16 protein-coding genes are annotated in these 18,550 nt (G+C 34.4%); 3 read left to right on the top strand and 13 right to left on the bottom strand.

The features are described from left to right. The coding region (locus J7K39_02495) for a sulfite exporter TauE/SafE family protein (GenBank protein ID MCD6178750.1) at positions 1 to 479 on the bottom strand (479 nt) is incomplete at its 3' end. 141 nt (positions 480 to 620) lie between these two features. On the opposite strand from J7K39_02495, the gene J7K39_02500 reads away from it, so the two are divergent. Both J7K39_02500 and fumC read left to right on the top strand, forming a co-directional pair. Next, on the top strand, positions 621 to 965 hold the full coding sequence (locus tag J7K39_02500; GenBank protein ID MCD6178751.1) for an arsenate reductase family protein: 345 nt from the start codon (positions 621 to 623) through the stop codon (positions 963 to 965). A 32-nt stretch (positions 966 to 997) separates the two neighbouring features. After that, on the top strand, positions 998 to 2,392 hold the full coding sequence (fumC, locus tag J7K39_02505; protein ID MCD6178752.1) for a class II fumarate hydratase: 1,395 nt from the start codon (positions 998 to 1,000) through the stop codon (positions 2,390 to 2,392). A 199-nt stretch (positions 2,393 to 2,591) separates the two neighbouring features. Here the strand turns inward: fumC and J7K39_02510 are convergent, their stop codons facing one another. From J7K39_02510 to J7K39_02555, 10 genes are all read right to left on the bottom strand, one after another. Further along, a complete protein-coding gene (locus J7K39_02510) occupies positions 2,592 to 3,470 on the bottom strand; it encodes an SPOR domain-containing protein (GenBank protein ID MCD6178753.1) in 879 nt (292 codons plus the stop codon). A 114-nt stretch (positions 3,471 to 3,584) separates the two neighbouring features. Next, a complete protein-coding gene (locus J7K39_02515; GenBank protein ID MCD6178754.1) occupies positions 3,585 to 4,394 on the bottom strand; it encodes a TPM domain-containing protein in 810 nt (269 codons plus the stop codon). Position 4,395: 1 nt separating this feature from the next. After that, on the bottom strand, positions 4,396 to 4,839 hold the full coding sequence (locus tag J7K39_02520) for a TPM domain-containing protein (GenBank protein ID MCD6178755.1): 444 nt from the start codon (positions 4,837 to 4,839) through the stop codon (positions 4,396 to 4,398). 11 nt (positions 4,840 to 4,850) lie between these two features. Continuing rightward, positions 4,851 to 5,441, bottom strand: coding sequence for a LemA family protein (locus J7K39_02525; GenBank protein ID MCD6178756.1), 591 nt, complete (start codon positions 5,439 to 5,441; stop codon positions 4,851 to 4,853). A 104-nt stretch (positions 5,442 to 5,545) separates the two neighbouring features. Next, entirely contained in the window at positions 5,546 to 7,453 is a 1,908-nt protein-coding gene (htpG, locus tag J7K39_02530) for a molecular chaperone HtpG (GenBank protein ID MCD6178757.1), read from the bottom strand. A 136-nt stretch (positions 7,454 to 7,589) separates the two neighbouring features. Beyond that, positions 7,590 to 9,605: an LruC domain-containing protein gene (locus J7K39_02535; protein MCD6178758.1), complete on the bottom strand. Its 2,016-nt coding sequence runs from the start codon at positions 9,603 to 9,605 to the stop codon at positions 7,590 to 7,592. A 257-nt stretch (positions 9,606 to 9,862) separates the two neighbouring features. Then, the gene (locus J7K39_02540; GenBank protein MCD6178759.1) at positions 9,863 to 11,893 is read right to left on the bottom strand and encodes an LruC domain-containing protein; all 2,031 of its coding nucleotides are present in this window, start codon (positions 11,891 to 11,893) and stop codon (positions 9,863 to 9,865) included. Positions 11,894 to 12,036: 143 nt separating this feature from the next. After that, the gene (gene rfbB, locus J7K39_02545) at positions 12,037 to 13,098 is read right to left on the bottom strand and encodes a dTDP-glucose 4,6-dehydratase (GenBank protein ID MCD6178760.1); all 1,062 of its coding nucleotides are present in this window, start codon (positions 13,096 to 13,098) and stop codon (positions 12,037 to 12,039) included. Between the two features lie 73 nt (positions 13,099 to 13,171). Further along, on the bottom strand, positions 13,172 to 14,191 hold the full coding sequence (gene galE, locus J7K39_02550) for a UDP-glucose 4-epimerase GalE (protein ID MCD6178761.1): 1,020 nt from the start codon (positions 14,189 to 14,191) through the stop codon (positions 13,172 to 13,174). Between the two features lie 144 nt (positions 14,192 to 14,335). Beyond that, the gene (locus J7K39_02555; protein MCD6178762.1) at positions 14,336 to 14,869 is read right to left on the bottom strand and encodes a glutathione peroxidase; all 534 of its coding nucleotides are present in this window, start codon (positions 14,867 to 14,869) and stop codon (positions 14,336 to 14,338) included. A gap of 92 nt (positions 14,870 to 14,961) precedes the next feature. On the opposite strand from J7K39_02555, the gene J7K39_02560 reads away from it, so the two are divergent. Then, positions 14,962 to 16,254 carry an MATE family efflux transporter gene (locus J7K39_02560; GenBank protein MCD6178763.1) on the top strand — a complete coding sequence of 431 codons (1,293 nt, stop codon included), beginning with the start codon at positions 14,962 to 14,964 and terminating at the stop codon, positions 16,252 to 16,254. A gap of 533 nt (positions 16,255 to 16,787) precedes the next feature. Here J7K39_02560 and J7K39_02565 read toward each other — a convergent pair. Both J7K39_02565 and J7K39_02570 read right to left on the bottom strand, forming a co-directional pair. Further along, the gene (locus J7K39_02565) at positions 16,788 to 17,492 is read right to left on the bottom strand and encodes a UMP kinase (GenBank protein ID MCD6178764.1); all 705 of its coding nucleotides are present in this window, start codon (positions 17,490 to 17,492) and stop codon (positions 16,788 to 16,790) included. A 47-nt stretch (positions 17,493 to 17,539) separates the two neighbouring features. Further along, on the bottom strand, positions 17,540 to 18,535 hold the full coding sequence (locus J7K39_02570) for a hypothetical protein (GenBank protein MCD6178765.1): 996 nt from the start codon (positions 18,533 to 18,535) through the stop codon (positions 17,540 to 17,542). Positions 18,536 to 18,550: the final 15 nt, after the last annotated feature.

The following is an 18,550-nucleotide window of genomic DNA, read 5'->3' on the forward strand; positions in this document are numbered from 1 at the left end:
AGAAAATAACCGATGCCTACATGGATAAATCCTCCATAAATGCCAATAAAGAAAAACAACAGATATTGTTTCCAGCTTAACGATTTGTTTACCAAATCAGTTTGTTCTTTGATTAGTTTTTGTGGATTGAAAAGGATGAAGACAAGCATTACCAACAGGATAACGCCCATTGCTTTTTCAAAAATGGCCTCGTTTAAATCTACAGCAACAAAAGCTCCTAAAATAGAACCAACGGTAGCCGGAATAGCAAGTAAGAATCCTTTTTTACTGTCAAGAACACCTTGCTGTTTGAAACTCCCGACTCCTACAATATTTTGAATAGCAATTCCGATACGATTAGTGCCATTTGCCATTGCAGGCGATAAGCCCATAAGCATTAAAACAGATAATGATATTGTTGATCCTCCACCGGCTAAAGTGTTGATAAATCCAACAGTAATTCCGGCTATAACTAAAGCAAAAAAATCTATGAGGTTCATATGTTATTTTTTGCAAACATAAATAAAATTAAAAAACTGATTTATTTATAATCTAAAACCAACATATATTATCAAATTTATTCATTATCAAGATGATTATTTTATAATTTTGATGTCTTAGATTGAAGAAATCCTATTATTATGATTGCAATTTACCATAATTCAAGATGTAAAAAATCACGTGCCGGACTTCAGGCTTTAAAAAATTTTACCGATAATTTTGAAATAAAGCAATATTTAAAGGATGATCCGTTTACCGTTGAAACTTTTACAGATGTTTTACGGAAATTAGGGAAGAGTCCTCAAGAAATGATTCGTAAGCAAGAGGCTGTTTATAAGTCAGATTATAAAGCCAAGAGCTTTACCGATGCTGAATGGATAGAGATTATGGTTAAAAACCCTAAGTTGATTCATCGTCCAATAATTATTAAAGATGATAAAGCCGTTCTTGGTGATCCTGCAGAAAATGTTGGAAAGTTATTTTAAATGAATACGTAAACTAATAAACATATAAGATAATGGAATATAGAATAGAAAAAGACACTATGGGCGATGTTCAGGTACCTGCCGATAAATATTGGGGTGCTCAAACGCAACGTTCTAAAATGAATTTTAAAATTGGTGATGAAGGTTCAATGCCAAGAGAAATTATTGATGCTTTTGCATATTTGAAAAAAGCAGCTGCACTTTCTAATGCTGAATTGGGTGGTTTAGCCCGTGAAAAAGCAGATTTGATTGCAAAAGTTGCAGATGAGATTTTAGCCGGTAAATTATATGATAATTTTCCATTAGTTATTTGGCAGACAGGTTCGGGAACTCAATCTAATATGAATGTAAACGAGGTTATTTCTAATCGCGCTCACGTATTGGCAGGAAATAAATTAGGTGAAGGCACAAAGATGATTCATCCTAATGATGATGTGAATAAATCGCAGTCTTCAAACGACACTTTCCCAACAGCTATGCATATTGCCGCTTATAAAATGATTATGGAAATAACTATTCCCGGAGTTAAACATTTGCGCGATGCTATTGATAAAAAAGCCAAAGAATTTAAAGATATTGTAAAAACTGGTCGTACACATTGGATGGATGCAACTCCTTTAACTCTTGGACAAGAATTTTCGGGTTATGTTTCTCAACTCGATCATGGATTGGCTGCCTTAGAAGCTACTTTAGATCATTTGTCGGAATTGGCTTTAGGTGGAACCGCAGTAGGAACAGGTTTAAATACTCCAAAAGGATATGATGTAAATGTAGCGGCTAAAATTTCTGAACTAACCGGATATAAATTTAAGACAGCTCCAAATAAATTCGAAGCTTTATCGGCTCACGATGCTGTTGTAGAAACATCAGGTGCTTTAAAAGTGTTGGCAGTAAGCTTAATGCATATTGCTAATAATGTACGTTATTTAGCTTCCGGTCCTCGTTGTAGTATTGGAGAGGTAAACCTTCCTGCTAATGAACCAGGATCTTCTATTATGCCGGGAAAAGTTAATCCTACTCAAAATGAAGCTTTGACAATGGTTTGTGCACAGGTTATTGGTAACGATGCTGCTATTGCCGTTGGTGGTATGCAAGGCCATTATCAATTAAATGTGTTTAAACCTGTAATGATTTCAAATTTATTGCAGTCGGCTCGTTTATTAGGTGATGCTTGTGTTTCTTTTGCTGATAACGCAATAGCTGGAGCAGAGGCTAACTTGAAAAACATTCAACATAATCTTGAAAGTTCTTTGATGTTAGTTACAGCTTTAAATACACATATTGGATATGAAAAGGCTGCTAAAATTGCTAAAAAAGCACATGCAGAAGGAACAACTCTTCGTGAAGCAACTTTGGAATTAGGCTATCTTAGCGATGAAGAATTTACAGAAATTGTTGACCCTAAAAAAATGTTAGGACATAGTTAGTAATAAAACCCTTTTTTTTAATAAGCCCGCTCTAATTTATTTTGGGGTGGGCTTTTTTTATATAGAGAAACTTTTGTGAAACTATTTGGATATCATTCTGAGCACTCGCGAGGAATCTATAAATAATTATTTATTAGCAATTTATATTCTTTACTTAATTTAGAGCTTAGGGAGGAATTAAAAAGAATTTTACAAAAGTTTAAAGTGTTAATATCCACGCGCCCTTAAATTTTTGAGCATATTTTTTCAAAGATCTATCAGCTTCTTTTTTATTTGTAAAATAATCTATTGCAACACGGAATTTATTGGCTGTTTCAACTAAAATAGCTTTTGGATAACCCATTTCTTTGTAACTTCTTACCGCATTTACCCCGTCTTTTTTATTTTTATAACTGCCAATTGTAATATAATAAACAGGGTTTTCTGTAGATTGTTCCTGAGTATTTTTGGCTTTATATTCGGGCGAAGCATTATTCAATACCTGAATAGATGTCCCACATACGGGCGTACTAACCTCATAGTCTATACCTTCTCCCAGCCAAACTACAGCATAACCATCTTCAATTCCGATTCCAATAGCTTTCCACGATTTATTTTCCCATTGCCCACGATTAATCAGTAAGTCGGCACTAATTTTATTTTCTCGCCAAAAACTTAAAATCTGTCGAGGTGAATTTTCTACATTAGACCAATAGGTAATTTCGTATGCTTCAGATGAGTAGCCGATAATCTCTTTGGCTTTAAATTTTATATTATTCTTTTTTGATTGTTCTGAAGGAAAGCAGATGGGTTTCCATCGCCCTTTATCCGACCATGAATGCATATTGCAAATGGTATCAGGATTAAAATTTACTGATAAATCGCGTGCATGCGTAATAGCAACATAACTTAAAGACTTTGATAGTGCAATTTGAGGAAGGGCAAAAGCTTTTCGGTAATCGTTTATTAATTGATATAATTGATATTCTTCAGTACTAATACAAAAATCATCAGGGATAGTATCTGTTTGGGCTAATGTTTTGGTGTTGACTATGAACAATCCAATACTTAAAAATAAAAAGAAAACAATTTTTTTCATCTGTTTATATTTTTGTATTCCGCTTATTATTTGTTCTGATTCTTTAAAATGTATTTTAGTTTCAAATTTCAGAACTAAGTTTATAAGCCCAAACGTTTAAACTAATCATTATTATTACCAACTTCCTCCGGCACCGCCGCCTCCGAAGCCGCCGCCTCCGAAGCCGCCAAAACCGCCGCCTCCAAAGCTTCCTCCTCCGGAATTAAAATTACTCCATCCGCTACTGCTTCTTCCGCCACCCATCATACTTCCTAAAAACATCATAGTCAGTAGGGAGGATGAATTGCTTCTGCTTCCGTAGCCTGTTGGTCTGTTTCGACCTTTCATAGTAAATAGTATAAATATTATAATGAAAAAGAAAAACGGAATAAGCCCTGCAATATCGCCACCTTTACTTTGAGCATATTGATCTGCTGTATATTCTCCGGTAGTTATATTTATTAGTATTTTACTTGCTTTAGCAAAACCTGAATAATAATCTCCGATTTTAAACTCAGGTATCATTTCATATTCTACAATTTGTTTGGCAACAGCGTCAGGGACAACGCCTTCAAGCCCATATCCAACAGCAATATACGCTTCGCCTTTTGAACTTGTTGTTTTGGGTTTGACTAAAATTAAAATGCCATTGTCTTTACCTTTTTGTCCGATGCCCCATTTGTGAGCTAATTCAACGGCATATTGTGCTTTATCTAAGCCTTGTAAATCGGGAACTGTTACCAAAACAATTTGAGTAGAGCTTTGATAAGAAAACTGCGAAAGCTGGTTGAACAACATTTTTTCTTGTTGAGCAGTTAACACATCTGCAAAATCATTTACAGGACTGGCCGGCTCGGGTTTTGTTGGAAACTGACCAAAAATATTAATTGAAATACCGATTAATAAAAATAGCGTAGCTAAGCCGGATTTAGATATTATTTTCATATTATTTACCAAAAGAAATTTCATCGCTTAATTCGTTTTTATCGTCAGATTGATGTGGAAAATGCTCTTTAAGTTGTTGCCCTGCTTTGATAATTCCTTGTGATAGACCACCAACAAAATCGCCTTTTAAAAATGTTTGTTGAACTTCCTCTTTAATTTCGTCCCAGAAATTTTCCGGTACTTTTTGATTAATTCCAACATCGCCGATTATAGCAAACTTCTTACTTTTTACAGCAAGGTAAAAAAGTACTCCGTTGCGTAATTCTGTTTTATGCATTTTAAGTTTAGCAAAAGTATAAGAAGCGCAGTCAAGAACATCTTTTTCACACTTATTTTCGATATGTACGCGGATTTCTCCGGAACTGGCTAATTCTGCGTCGGCGATAGCCTGCATAATTTTCTGTTTTTCTTCTTTGCTGAAGAATGTTAATGCGAGTTTACTCATAGTGCTAACAGTTAAAATTCAACTTTTGGAGCTGTTTCTGCTCCTTGAGCAGCTTGAAAATAGGCTTTTTCATCGAAATTGAACATGCCTGCAAATAAGTTATTTGGAAATGTTTTGATACTTACATTATAGTTTCTTGCGGCATCGTTGAAGCGTTTACGCTCAACAGAGATTCTATTTTCAGTACCCTCAAGTTGTGCTTGTAATTCCATAAAATTCTGATTTGCTTTCAAATCGGGGTATTTTTCTACAACCACCATCAAACGAGATAAAGCAGAACTTAATCCGTCTTGAGCTTGTTGAAACTGCTGTAGTTGAGCTGCATTCATGTTTCCGGCATTAATAGTTGTTGATGTTGCTTTTGCACGTGCTTTTACTACTCCTTCAAGAGTTTCTTGCTCGTGGGTAGCATAACCTTTTACAGTTGCAACTAAATTGGGAATTAAATCGGCTCGGCGTTGGTATACATTCTCCACTTGTGCCCATTGAGCATCTACAACTTCGGAGCCGGAAACCATATTATTGTAAGTATTTTTTACTGAAGAATAGCCGAGAAAGATTAAAACTACGACTACTATTAAAACTATCCAAGATTTTTTCATAGTGTTCTGATTATTTAAATTGAAATATAAAGATACAAAAAAGGCTGTCAAACCTTTGTGTTTTAATTAAAAAACCAAAAATACGGGTCTAACAGCCTTGCTAATTATTTTATTAACGTAAAACTACGTTTAATGAAATCTGCTAATTCTTTTCCTTTTAGCAGGTTTTGCGAAAGCATTGCCAAATCATACATTTGAGTAATTAAAGCGGCTTGCTTTTTCTCGTCTTTTTCTTCTAAAAGATTTCCAACAAGATTATGGTTGGTGTTTACAACCAAATTATAAGAATCAGGTAAATTACCCATTCCCATCATACCGCCGCCGCCAAGTTTTTCCATATCTTTCATACGGCGCATAAACTCGCTTTGGGTAATCATAAATGGTTGCTCGTTTTCGCTTAGTGCTTCAAAAACAACGGTAAATTTGGTTTTATCAATATTGCCTTCGATGATTGGCTTCAAGCTTTCTTTTTGCTTATCATCCAATTTTGAAGGAATTTCTTCGTCCTTAGCAATTAGTTTATCGATAGTATCCGCATCAACACGTTTGAATTGAACATCGGTTAATTTCTGTTCCAAAGTATTTACAAAATGATTGTCTAAAACGCCATCCATTTCCAACACATCGTAACCACGGTCTTTAGCCGATTGAATAAAATTATATTGTTCATCAACATTATTAGCGTATAGATAAACAATTTTTTTGTCTTTATCGATTTGTGAATCTTTTACCTGCTCTTTGTATTCCTCTAAAGTGAAGTATTTGCCCTCGGTATTTTTTAATAAGGCAAATTTTTCAGCCCTGCTGTAGAATTTTTCATCGGAAAGCATTCCGTATTCAATAAATACTTTAATGTCATCCCATTTTTTCTCAAATTCTTCGCGATTGTTTTTGAATAACTCCTCTAGTTTATCAGCTACTTTTTTGCTGATATGATTAGCAATCTTTTTTACTGCTCCATCGCTTTGCAGATAAGAACGAGAAACGTTTAGAGGAATATCCGGCGAATCGATAACGCCATGTAAAAGAGTAAGAAACTCCGGAACAACACCTTCTACGGAATCGGTAATAAATACCTGATTACTGTATAGTTGAATTTTGTCTTTTTGAACCTCGAGATTCTTTTTTAATTTGGGGAAATAAAGAATACCGGTAAGATTAAAAGGATAATCTACATTAAGATGAATCTGAAATAGAGGTTCATCAAAGTTCATTGGATAGAGCTCGCGATAAAAATCTTTGTAATCTTTATCTTCTAAATCGGCTGGAGCTTTTTTCCAAATTGGATTAGGGTTATTAATGATACGATCTTTTTCAACTTCTTTATATACATCGTTACCGTCTTTGTCTTTCTCTCCTTCAACTTTTTCTTGAGTTTTTTCTGTTCCAAATTTAATAGGAATAGGCATAAACTTATTGTACTTATTTAGAAGCTCAAGGATTTTATGTTCTGATAAAAATTCTTTGCTGTCTTCGGAAATATGCAGAATAATGTCTGTTCCTCTGCTTTTCTTATCAATTTCTTCTATAGTGTAATTTGGGCTGCCATCGCATATCCATTTTACAGCTTTTGTTGAACCTCCTTTTTTGTAGGTCTTGCTATGAATTTCTACATTATCAGAAACCATAAATGAAGAGTAGAATCCTAAACCAAACTTACCGATAATTGCATTTTTTTCCGATTCGGTTTTTGTTTTGAATTTTTTCACAAACTCTTCTGCTCCGGAAAAAGCAATTTGATTGATATATTTATCAACCTCTTCGGCAGTCATACCAATACCTTTATCTCGGATAGTAAGTGTTTTGGCTTTTTCGTCTAAAATAATCTCAACGGTAATGTCGCCAAGTTCATCTTTAAATTTTCCTAATGAAGCCAATGTTTTTAGCTTTTGTGTTGCATCAACAGCATTGGAAACAAGCTCACGAAGAAATATTTCGTGATCTGAATAGAGAAATTTCTTGATAACCGGAAATATATTTTCCGTTTGTACATTAATTTGTCCTTTTTGCATTTTATATATGGTTTTTAATTTCTTGATGCTCTATTCACAAATTTGATACCACTACTTTAATGCTGACAAATTGACAAATAAAAAAGCCTGTTCACCAAAGGTGAACAGGCTTGACATTGAAAACACTTCGTCCCTCCTAATCAACGACTAAGTACGCATTATCTCTATAATCATCTTGGTCTTTATACCAATCAGTAAAATCGGCTCCTCCGGAAACAGCCCAAGAAGCAAATTTTGTGTATCCTTTATTAATAGCGTTTTTCTCTTTAGGGAAAGTAAAATCATACAAAATATTTATTCCCCAAGGTAGATTAGTTGAATTTCTGTAATATCTACCGATAGAAGGATTGCTATCATCATCAGCTGTTCCGAATAGTGAAGTATCCATAAGGTCGGTTGGTTCCATATCGGCAAAATGTACTTCTCTGCCTCTATCACCATCGATAAAAATAAATGGATTTAAACTTCCCATTTGATTATTTGCTATAGGTTGATGGTAATGCATTATTACTCGCATTTTCCCATCGTTTACATTTACATTTGCCCAAGCATCGTCAAAAACAATGATTACAGGTTTTGACTGGTTATTTTCTAAACCCTGACCGTTTAACGAAATCTTTCCTGTAGTTAAATTATAACCTGTTATTTCACTAATTACATTTGGATCTGCGTTAACTTCTATACCAAATCCATTTCTAAAAGATCCACCTACATTTTTAATAATAAAATCAAATATGGTTTCATAGATTAATCCTGCACTATTGTAAACGTGAGTGAAACGATAATTTATAACTAAATCATTAAAATCGAAATCGCCAATATTGGGCCAAAGGTCTTCAAAAGCATAAGTTCCCAATCCATAAATTGAAGGGGTGTAAACGTTATAAGCACGGTTAGCATCATCGGGATATTCATCATAAAAATCGATAATTCCATCACCATCTGTATCTGTAGTTGCTACTAAATCCTCATCTAAAGGCAGAGTTGCCAAATCAAAAATATAGTCAGAATATCCTTCAAAACGATTTTCCCAACCACCGGTTACATCATCCATAATAAACAGTCTTCCTTGCGAAGATATATTTGAAGCCCACCACAACTCTTGATTAGAATCATAGGTTAAAGAATTTGGATAATTGGGTAAATTTTCTGCAGAAATTCGTGTTGCTGTAATATTTTTATTATCGGCGTACTCACAACGGTAAAGACCAGCCTCCGTAGAAAGAAACATATTTCCTTCAGCATCAAAAGTAAGGTCTCCTCCGTCTAAATCGTGTAATCCATTTACTTTGTAATAAGATAACATTTTTCCGTCTTTTGGATCTAGTTTTAGTACCCAATAATTAAAAGAATAATAAAGTAAACCATCATTAATATTATAACCCAAGCGTGGGCCGAAATATCCTACACTGCCTTGCCTTTCCCATTTATCATCCTCAATATCATAGGAATATAAATTATACGGCCTCCTAATTCCAATCGTATAAACAATTTCTTTTACAGGATCGATAGCACAAGTGTAACTACCACCCATATCACTTGGAAGAGAACTAACAATCTCCATATCTCCTGTTTCTGCATTTATTGTAAACAGGTCATCTCGATTAACACCATAAAGAATGTCAACAGATCCTGCTTTTAAGCTGGTGGAGCTAATGGTTTGATTAGGAGCTTCAAAAGTGGCAGACATCTTATTGCTGTTTATAGGTAATGTTAAAGTTGAGTAATCTGCCATATTATTTTTTACTATAAATATAGAATCATAATAGGAAGGGATAGTTAAATTCAAATCGAAATTTGACGAACTTGTAATCTGCGTAAAAGCTAAATCACTCATAGCGTCCACCAGAACTCCAGATTGAGCAACGGGATCACCATCGTCACCCGTGGTGGTGGTAGATATATTTATTCCATCAGGATTATAGAGGTAAACATCATATTTCACTAAATCTTCGGTGGCTGATTTAAATCCACTGAAAGAGAGTGTAACTTCATCTGAAGTTTGAAAATTAAAATCGGCTGGAATATCTAAATCTAATAGACTAGTGTTAGGGTCGGTGGGGTCTACTGGATCTGGATCGAGTTCTTTGTGACAGCTACTTAAGCCAAAGGCTATAAAGAGAGCTAAGAAAAATGCATTTGTTCTTTTCATGATGTGGTTGTTTAGGACAATTAATATTTTCAATAATCACCACAAAATTAAATAGCCTGACAGTTAAAAGCAATTTTTATCGGGCTAAATTTTAGGTGAAAAGCGATATTTTTGTACGTATTGGACAATTTTGTCCAATATTTGGAAGTTTATATGCTTGATTTTAATAGGAGTAAGCCGGATAGGAATGAAAAATACACAGTTAAAAAAAGCTTGTTGCATTGCAACAAGCTCAAATATTTTAACACGAGCAAAGATTAATCAGCAATTAAATAAGTATAATCCCTGTAATCATCAATATCAGAATACCAATCGTCAAATTCTGTACCGCCAGAAGTTGCCCAGTCAACAAATTTTATATATCCCTTATTTATTGGGCTTTTTTCTACCGGCATAGTGAAATCGTAGAGAATATTTATTCCCCAAGGTAGATTGTTAGAATTCTTATAATAACTTCCACTTGCAGCATTTGAGTTATCGTCACCACTTCCAAATAAGGAAGTGTCAGCTAAAGTTGTTGGGCTAAAATCAGCCAAATGAACTTCTCTTCCTCTTTCACCATTAATAAAAATGAAAGGATTAAAAGTGCCAATAGCATCTGGATTAACGGGTTGGGTATAGCTAATTATTAATTCCATTACACCATTATTGGTGTCCATGATATTATGAGAATTGTCAAAAGCAATAATTACTGCTTTATCTTGATTGTTTTCCAAACCCTGACCATTCATTGAAATTATTCCTTCTGTGAGGTTGTGTCCGGTAACTTGATTTATTAAATTTTTGTCGATATTTAATTCAATACCAAATCCGTTATGAAAAGACCCTCCAATGTTTTTAACAAAGAAATACATTTTTGTTTCAACAACTAAACCTTCGGAATTAGCTACATTGAGAAATCTGTAGTTTACAATCAAATCATTAAAATCGTAATCGCCTTGATAAGGCCAAAGATCTTCGAAAGCATAACTTCCAAGACCTGTTATTGATGGAGTGTAAACATCTGTTGCACGCTCTGCATCGTTTGGGTAATCATCATAAATATCTATAATACCGTCATTGTCTGAATCTGCTTCTATAATTTCTTCTACCTCGATAGGTAAAACCGCAATATCATCAATAGAAATATCAAATGGAGAGAAATGACTGCTTTCTTCAGCATTATCAAGATCGAAAGTAAATATTTGTCCTTTACCATCAATATTAGTTGCCCACCAGAAAGTATCATCATAGCCAAAAGCTAAAGCACTTGGATAATTTGTAATACTACCTGAGATAAGTTCTGAATTATAACTTCTACTCCAGAAGCTCCAGCTATAGGTTAAATGATATATTCCGGAAGTTGTAGACATATACAGGCTGCCATCTGCAGAATGTGCAATATCTCCACCATCTTTAGCATCTAAATTTCTTATCCGATAAGTAGCTAATATTTTTGCATTGGAAGGATCCATTTTAACAAATCTATCATCATAAGAATAATACAAAAGGCCATCGGCTATATTATATGATAAACGAGGACCATAAATTCCGGTAGCATCAATAGTAGTCCAAGTATCAGCATTAATGTCGTAAGCCAATAAATTGTAAGGTTTAGTTAAACCAACAGCATATAAAATCTTTCTTACAGGATCGATAGCACAAGTGTGACTTCCGCCGTTTCCTTCAGGAATTTTACTTATAATTTTGAGTTCTCCTGTTTCTGTATTAATTTGAAAAACATCGGATGAGCTATTTACACCATATATCATATCTACAGTATAAGTGTCGGTGGTGGCTTTTGTCGATTTAAAAGAAGCTTCGTTTGAAGGGAAGATTACAGACATCTTATTACTATTTACAGGGAGTATCATTGAGGAAAATACACCTCTGTCATTCTTAATTATATAGATTGATTTATAAAAATTTGGTATAGTTAGTTTTATATCGAAGCTTGCAGCATCAGTAATATACGAGGCCGCAAGATTACTCAGGGCATCTACGGCTTGCATAGTTTCTGTTACTGCCAATCCGTCATCGCCAACGGTTGTAGTTGTTATAATTTCTCCATCAGGATTATAAAGATAAATATCGTATTTAACTTTGGTTGATGAGGAGGATTTAAAACCGCCAATATTCAGAGTGACTTCGGTTGCTGTCTCAAATTTAAAATCTTGGGGAACATTTATGTTTGCTATATTAAAATTAGGATCCGATTGGTCTACAGTTTTGATAGGTAATTCTTTATGACAGCTTGATAAGCTGACAACCAATAATAAAGTTAAAAGTGATAAGATTGTTCTTTTCATGCCGTGGCTATTATTAATATTTAACCGCAAATATAAATCAATCTCAAGCTAAAAAACAAGAGCCAATTCGTAAACGTTTGTTTTCCACTCGTAAATGACGAAGATTAATAAAAAGAATCAATATGTTTTTTTAATATTAAATTCTAACGTTTATCGTATTGAGCTTCGTAATATTTTTGATAATCACCTGAAGTTATATTCTCGAGCCATTCGGTATTTTCTAGATACCAATCAACTGTTTTTTCCAATCCCTCTTCAAATTGTAAGCTGGGAGTCCAGCCTAAATCTTTTTGTAATTTACTACTATCAATAGCATAACGTAAATCATGGCCGGCTCTATCCGTTACATATGTAATCAGTTTTTCACTCTCGCCATCAGCTCTTCCCAATTTCTTATCCATCACTTTACAAAGCAATTTGATCAAATCGATATTGGTCCACTCATTATGACCACCAATGTTATACGTAGTCCCTGTAGCTGCTTTATGAAAAATAACATCAATAGCTCTTGCATGGTCTTCAACCCAAAGCCAATCGCGAATATTCTTTCCTTCTCCATAAACAGGAAGCGGCTTATTCGTTTTAATATTATTGATAAATAAAGGCAATAACTTTTCAGGAAACTGAAACGAACCGTAATTATTTGAGCAATTTGAAATTACAGTTTGTAATCCGAAAGTATCGTAATATGCACGTACAAAATGATCAGAACTGGCTTTGGACGCAGAATACGGGCTATGTGGATCGTAAGCGGTAGTTTCTGTGAACATTCCTGTATCACCTAAACTTCCATAGACCTCATCGGTAGAAACATGGTAAAAGCGATGAGCTTCCATATTATCTTTCCAAATAAATTTGGCTGCATTTAGTAAGTTTACCGTTCCGATAACATTGGTCATCACAAACTCTGTGGGATTTGTGATTGAGCGATCGACATGCGACTCGGCAGCAAGATGAATAACATCGGTAAATTGTTCCTCTTGAAACAGTTCTGTAATAGCTTTGGCATTTACAATATTCATCTTTACAAAACTATAATTAGGCATATTTTCGACATCCTTTAAGTTTGCCAAATTTCCGGCATAAGTTAAAGCATCGAGATTAACAATCTGATATTCAGGATATTTGTTTACATAAAGACGAACTAAATGTGAACCTATAAATCCGGCTCCGCCGGTTATTAATATTTTCTTTTTATAAGCCATAATTCTATAATTGTATGGTGTTTAATTTAAGTAGTGATAGTGATTAGCAAATTTAAACTTTTACTCTAAACTCCTAACTTTTCCCTGCAAGAGCTTTTTCCCAATTCCAGGCAGAGAGCATCATTTCATCAAGTGATTTTTTTGCTTTCCATCCTAATTCATTATTTGCAAAAGTTGTATCGGCATACACTATTTCAACATCACCTGCACGACGATCAACTATTTTATAATTCAGTTTTTCTTTAGATACTTTTTCAAAGGAATTAATCACCTCAAGCACAGAAAAACCGTTTCCTGTTCCCAAATTAAAGATTTCGACATTCTTCTTTCCTTTTTTATTAATCATTCTTTCTACGGCTACAACATGTGCTTGGGCTAAATCAACAACATGAATATAATCGCGGATAGCTGTACCGTCGGGGGTATTGTAATCGGAGCCGAAAACGCTGAGTTGTTCACGAATTCCAATAGCTGTTTGAGTAATAAATGGGACGAGATTATTAGGGACGCCAAGTGGTAATTCGCCAATTAAAGCCGTTTCGTGAGCTCCAATCGGATTAAAATAGCGCAAAAGAATTGCTTTGATATCTGTTACAGAACTGGTGTCGGTAATAATTTCTTCGGCTATTTGTTTGGTATTTCCGTATGGCGACATAGCCTTTAAAATTGGTGATTCTTCTGAAACAGGTAAAATTTCGGGTTGTCCGTAAACGGTACACGAAGAAGAAAAAACAAGATTCTCTATCCTGTGCACTTTCATGTTTTCTAAGATATTAAGTAAAGAGCCAATATTATTACGGTAGTACATTAAGGGATTGTTTACCGATTCGCCTACAGCTTTATAGGCCGCAAAATGAATAATACCACTTAAATCGTGATTACGATTAAAAAAATCATTGGTCTTTTCATTATCGGTTAAATCAAACTCTTCAAAAGCGGGACGAATCCCTGAAATTTGTTCTATCTTATCGACAACATTAGCATGTGAATTAGAAAGATTATCTACAATAATGACTTCAAAACCTTTTTTCTGAAGCTCGACGACGGTGTGAGAACCTATATATCCGGTGCCTCCTGTTACTAAAATTTTCATAAGCTCTATTTAATAATTGTTCACTAATTGGTTGCTTTTTTGAGCGAACTAAGTTAGTAAATAATAAAAACGCCTACAACATTTTATGTAATCTTTTAAAACTTTTGATTTTTCAGACTTAGCTAAAAACAACTTTAAATCGTCTTATTCTTTTATCCAGTCAGTAATTTCAGTATCGTAAGCTTTAGTTTTTGGAGATATAATTTTTTTAAGTTTACCATCTTTTCCAATCAGATATTTCTGAAAATTCCAACTTACCTTGGAGTCTTTAACTCCGTTAAGTTCTTTCTGAGTAAGCCATTTATACAAAGCGTGTATATCTTTTCCTTTTACTGATATTTTACTCATCATCGGAAATGTTACTCCATAATTTAAAGTGCAAAATTTCTTAATCTCAGCATCCGATCCCGGTTCTTGGTGTAAAAAGTTATTGGCAGGAAACCCAATAATTATAAAATTATCATTACCAAACTCCTTATATAATTTTTCTAAGCCTTCGTATTGAGGCGTAAAACCACATTTGGAGGCGGTATTAACAATCATTACTTTTTTGCCTGATAGCTGGCTAAAAGCAAAGCTATTGCCATCAATATCTTTTACAACAAAATCGTAAAAACTACTTTGTGAAAAACCTTGAATACTCATAAATAATAGGGTAATGAAAATAAAACGACGCATAATTTCTTTTTTGTCAAAGATACAATTTATATTGATTCTAAATAACAATAAAAATTACTCTGTTTTCAATCCTATTTTTCTACTTTTGCAAAATGCGAAAACAAATTCTTCGGCTCGCCATTCCAAACATTCTGAGCAATATTAGCGTGCCTCTTTTAGGTGTTGTTGATTTGGCTTTGATGGGTCATTTAGAATCGGAAGTGCATATCAATGCCATTGCTATTGGAGGTGTTATTTTCAGTTTTATTTATATGAGTTTCGGTTTTCTGCGTATGGGAACAACGGGTTTTACGGCTCAGGCTTTTGGGCAGAAAAACGAAAAAGAAAGTGCTCTTATTTTTTCCCGATCATTACTTCTTGCATTTAGCATAGCATTTCTCTTGCTGATATTTCAGGAGTTAATTATTGCTGTTGGATTACAACTTTTACAAGCCAGTACGGAGGTTTCGTTTTATGCTAAACAGTATTATAACATCCGAATATTTGCGGCTCCTGCCACTTTAGGATTATATGCAATTAGTGGTTGGTTTATTGGTCGACAAGATACCAAAACGCCTCTTTTCTTGGCACTATTAGTAAATTTTGCGAATCTGGGTTTTAATCTGCTTTTTATTAAAGTCTTTGATATGAAATCGGACGGAGTGGCTTGGGGAACTTTGTTAGCACAATACCTTGGCTTTATAAGTGGGTTGCTTATAATTTTAGTCCGACATAAAGTAATATTTCGTTGGTGGAATTTTAGAGAAATGATTAAAAAGTCAGCACTAAAGGCTTATTTTCAAGTCAATAAAGATATTTTTATACGAACACTTTTGCTTATTTCAAGTTTGAGTTTTTTTACAGCGGCATCAGCAAGGATAAGCGATAATATTTTAGCCATCAATACTTTGCTATTTCAGTTTTTCTTGTTCTTCTCTTATTTTATTGATGGTTTTGCAAATGCTGCTGAAGCTCTTGTTGGGAAATATATTGGTATTGGAAAGAAAAAGGAAATTAAAACTGTAATTCATCAATTGCTTCGCTGGGGATTTTTTATCAGCATTCCGTTTTCTATCGCCTTCTTCCTTTTTGGCTCGAGTTTAATGTTTATCCTAACAGACATTCCACATCTTATTGAACAATCAAAACCCTACTTTATTTGGGTTGGGCTAATCCCAATATTCAGTTTTGCAGCTTTTATTTACGATGGAATTTATGTGGGAGCTACTCAAGCTAAAGCGATGCGCAACTCCATGTTTATCGCAAGTTTATTGGTTTATATTCCTTTGTATTATCTACTCCGGATACCTTTTGGAAATCACGGTTTGTGGGCTGCATTTTTAGCCTTTTTAGCCGTGAGAGGAATATTGCTTTTTGTGTGGACAAAGAAATATATTTATAGATAATGGTGGGAGATATGTTTTGGCACCGTACTCAACCCTGAGCAAAGCATAAAAAATCTTTATTATTAAAAAAATATTGTGCTAAATCCCTTCTTCAATTTTAATCAAAAACCCTCGGCTTAAAACCGAGGCAATTCAAAATAGCCCGTAGGGCTTCGAGATTAATAAAAAAGTAAGGCTTAAAAGAGTTTCTTTGTCCGAGGACATTAACCTAAATGCAAAAAAACAGCGAAGAATCTTAATCTCCATACGTAGAATATTTTTTTTGGCAAAGAAAGATTTTATTGAAATCAATGTCTACGGACAATGGAGATCTCTCCTGCACTACGTTTCGTCGAGATGAGAGAATGGCAACCCTATATCGAACTTAGAGAGATATCTCATTCTGGTGAAACACATTTGCCTTCGTTGATGAGAAACAGATTTCTCATTTCGTTTTACTCCATTCGAAATGAAGGATGGTGTCTCCGTCGGAATGAGAGAAAAACCCATTCCAACTGCATTCCCTTATTCCGAACAAAGTGAGGAATCTTTATCTATTTGATAATCGTTCCAATATGATCGCCCTGAACTACTTTTAATAGATTTCCAGGTGTATTCATATCAAAAACATAAACAGGTAGTGCATTTTCTTTGCAGAGTGTAAAAGCCGTTAAATCCATAATCTTCAAACCTTTTTCATAAGCTTCATCAAAACTCAATTCGCTGAATTTAGTAGCTTCTGGATCTTTTTCGGGGTCGGCTGAATAGACACCATCCACACGTGTTCCTTTTAAGAAAACATCGGCTTGGATTTCTACGCCACGTAGAGCAGAAGCAGAATCCGTTGTAAAGAAAGGATTACCTGTTCCACCAGCAATAATTACTACTTTACCTTGCTTTAAATAATCAACTGCAATTTTCCGACTCATCGGCTCTGCCATAGGTTTTAAAGTTAGACTGGAAAGCAATTTTACATCCAATCCTATTTTTTCAAGCTCGCCTTGAAGTGCTAAAGAATTAATAGCTGTAGCCAACATGCCCATATAATCGCCTTGAACACGATCCATACCTTTTCCTGCACCTTGTAATCCACGGTAAATATTACCTCCGCCAATAACGATACCGACTTCAACGCCTTCGTTAACAACATCTTTAATCTGAGAAGCATAGCTTGTCAATTGCTCCGGGTCGATGCCAAATTGCTGATTTCCCATTAATGCTTCGCCACTTAATTTTAGTAATATACGCTTGAATTTCATGCTCATTATTATTTTAGCTGGTTCATTTGATAAACAAAGATAGCAATTCAGCTTAGATAGTTTAAACTGCGGCTAAACATTTTGAAAGCATTTTTGGGTTTTTCCATATCTATTATCCAATGTTTTCTTTCAATTTGCAAACAATCTTTTGGACTGATTTTATATTTTATCTCTATTAAAGCGTATTCTTGAAATGCTAAACGAATGGCTCCGGCAAAGATTTGTAATATATTGACAAAATCTCTCTTTGCTTGAGACTTAGTGTCAAGATTTTCAACTTTTTTTATAATTGAATCCATAATACTCTCAAAGAAAAGTTCAATTTCTTTTATGGTTTTTGAGGTGTTAGGTAAAGTAAAAATACCCTGAGCTCTGTCGTCATACAAATCAAAAACATCATCCATAAACTGCCCAAAAGCACCCAACTCAAAAGCTAAACCCTTTTCCTGATCAGACAAATCATGACTTAAAAGCAAAGCATACATCAAACCCGAATATCCACCTTTTTGCCGAGATATATCCCACAAATGCTCTGCTTCTGATTCAAAGCGCTGTTGCTTTTTTGCTTTTGCTTGCGCATTGAACAGCTGATTGGCAGCATTTAAAAATTCAGTTTTATTATTTACATCTGCTAAAATATTTTGAAGAAAAAGGGCTGCTAATTTTTGCTCTTCTGTTTCAGGCTTTTCGTTTTCAACATTATTCAAAAGCTTATTTATTTTGTTTAGCTCGTCCTTGTCTTTATCAAAAAAATCATCGAAAATAGGTGCGCAAGCACTTAGATTTGCAAATCGTTTTCGCTCAGTATTGTCCATTTTAGATCTGCGCAAAACACAAAGTAACTCACCAAAAAAATGATTGGCATGCATATATTGTTTGGTGCGGTTATAATATTTAGAACCGTAAAAATATTCTTGTTCCAAACTGTTTGGAAAATTAAGATCGCTCAGAAAATGCTGTTTTAAATATTTGCGTAAACGCCAATAAATGCCAATAGCTTGGGCATAATACGAAATACCTAATTTTAATTGCTTTGGGCTCAACAGCGTTTCCCTTTC

Source organism: Bacteroidales bacterium, from assembly GCA_021157585.1.
GTDB lineage: Bacteria > Bacteroidota > Bacteroidia > Bacteroidales > UBA12170 > UBA12170.

Excerpts from the sequence above, each read along its gene's own strand:
- J7K39_02535 (MCD6178758.1), bottom strand. The coding sequence starts at position 9,605 with ATGAAAAGAACAAATGCATTTTTCTTAGCTCTCTTTATAGCCTTTGGC.
- J7K39_02515 (MCD6178754.1), bottom strand. The coding sequence starts at position 4,394 with ATGAAAATAATATCTAAATCCGGCTTAGCTACGCTATTTTTATTAATC.
- fumC (MCD6178752.1), top strand. The coding sequence starts at position 998 with ATGGAATATAGAATAGAAAAAGACACTATGGGCGATGTTCAGGTACCT.
- J7K39_02555 (MCD6178762.1), bottom strand. The coding sequence starts at position 14,869 with ATGCGTCGTTTTATTTTCATTACCCTATTATTTATGAGTATTCAAGGT.
- J7K39_02565 (MCD6178764.1), bottom strand. The coding sequence starts at position 17,492 with ATGAAATTCAAGCGTATATTACTAAAATTAAGTGGCGAAGCATTAATG.
- J7K39_02500 (MCD6178751.1), top strand. The coding sequence starts at position 621 with ATGATTGCAATTTACCATAATTCAAGATGTAAAAAATCACGTGCCGGA.
- rfbB (MCD6178760.1), bottom strand. The coding sequence starts at position 13,098 with ATGGCTTATAAAAAGAAAATATTAATAACCGGCGGAGCCGGATTTATA.
- J7K39_02540 (MCD6178759.1), bottom strand. The coding sequence starts at position 11,893 with ATGAAAAGAACAATCTTATCACTTTTAACTTTATTATTGGTTGTCAGC.
- J7K39_02510 (MCD6178753.1), bottom strand. The coding sequence starts at position 3,470 with ATGAAAAAAATTGTTTTCTTTTTATTTTTAAGTATTGGATTGTTCATA.
- galE (MCD6178761.1), bottom strand. The coding sequence starts at position 14,191 with ATGAAAATTTTAGTAACAGGAGGCACCGGATATATAGGTTCTCACACC.
- htpG (MCD6178757.1), bottom strand. The coding sequence starts at position 7,453 with ATGCAAAAAGGACAAATTAATGTACAAACGGAAAATATATTTCCGGTT.
- J7K39_02560 (MCD6178763.1), top strand. The coding sequence starts at position 14,962 with ATGCGAAAACAAATTCTTCGGCTCGCCATTCCAAACATTCTGAGCAAT.
- J7K39_02520 (MCD6178755.1), bottom strand. The coding sequence starts at position 4,839 with ATGAGTAAACTCGCATTAACATTCTTCAGCAAAGAAGAAAAACAGAAA.
- J7K39_02525 (MCD6178756.1), bottom strand. The coding sequence starts at position 5,441 with ATGAAAAAATCTTGGATAGTTTTAATAGTAGTCGTAGTTTTAATCTTT.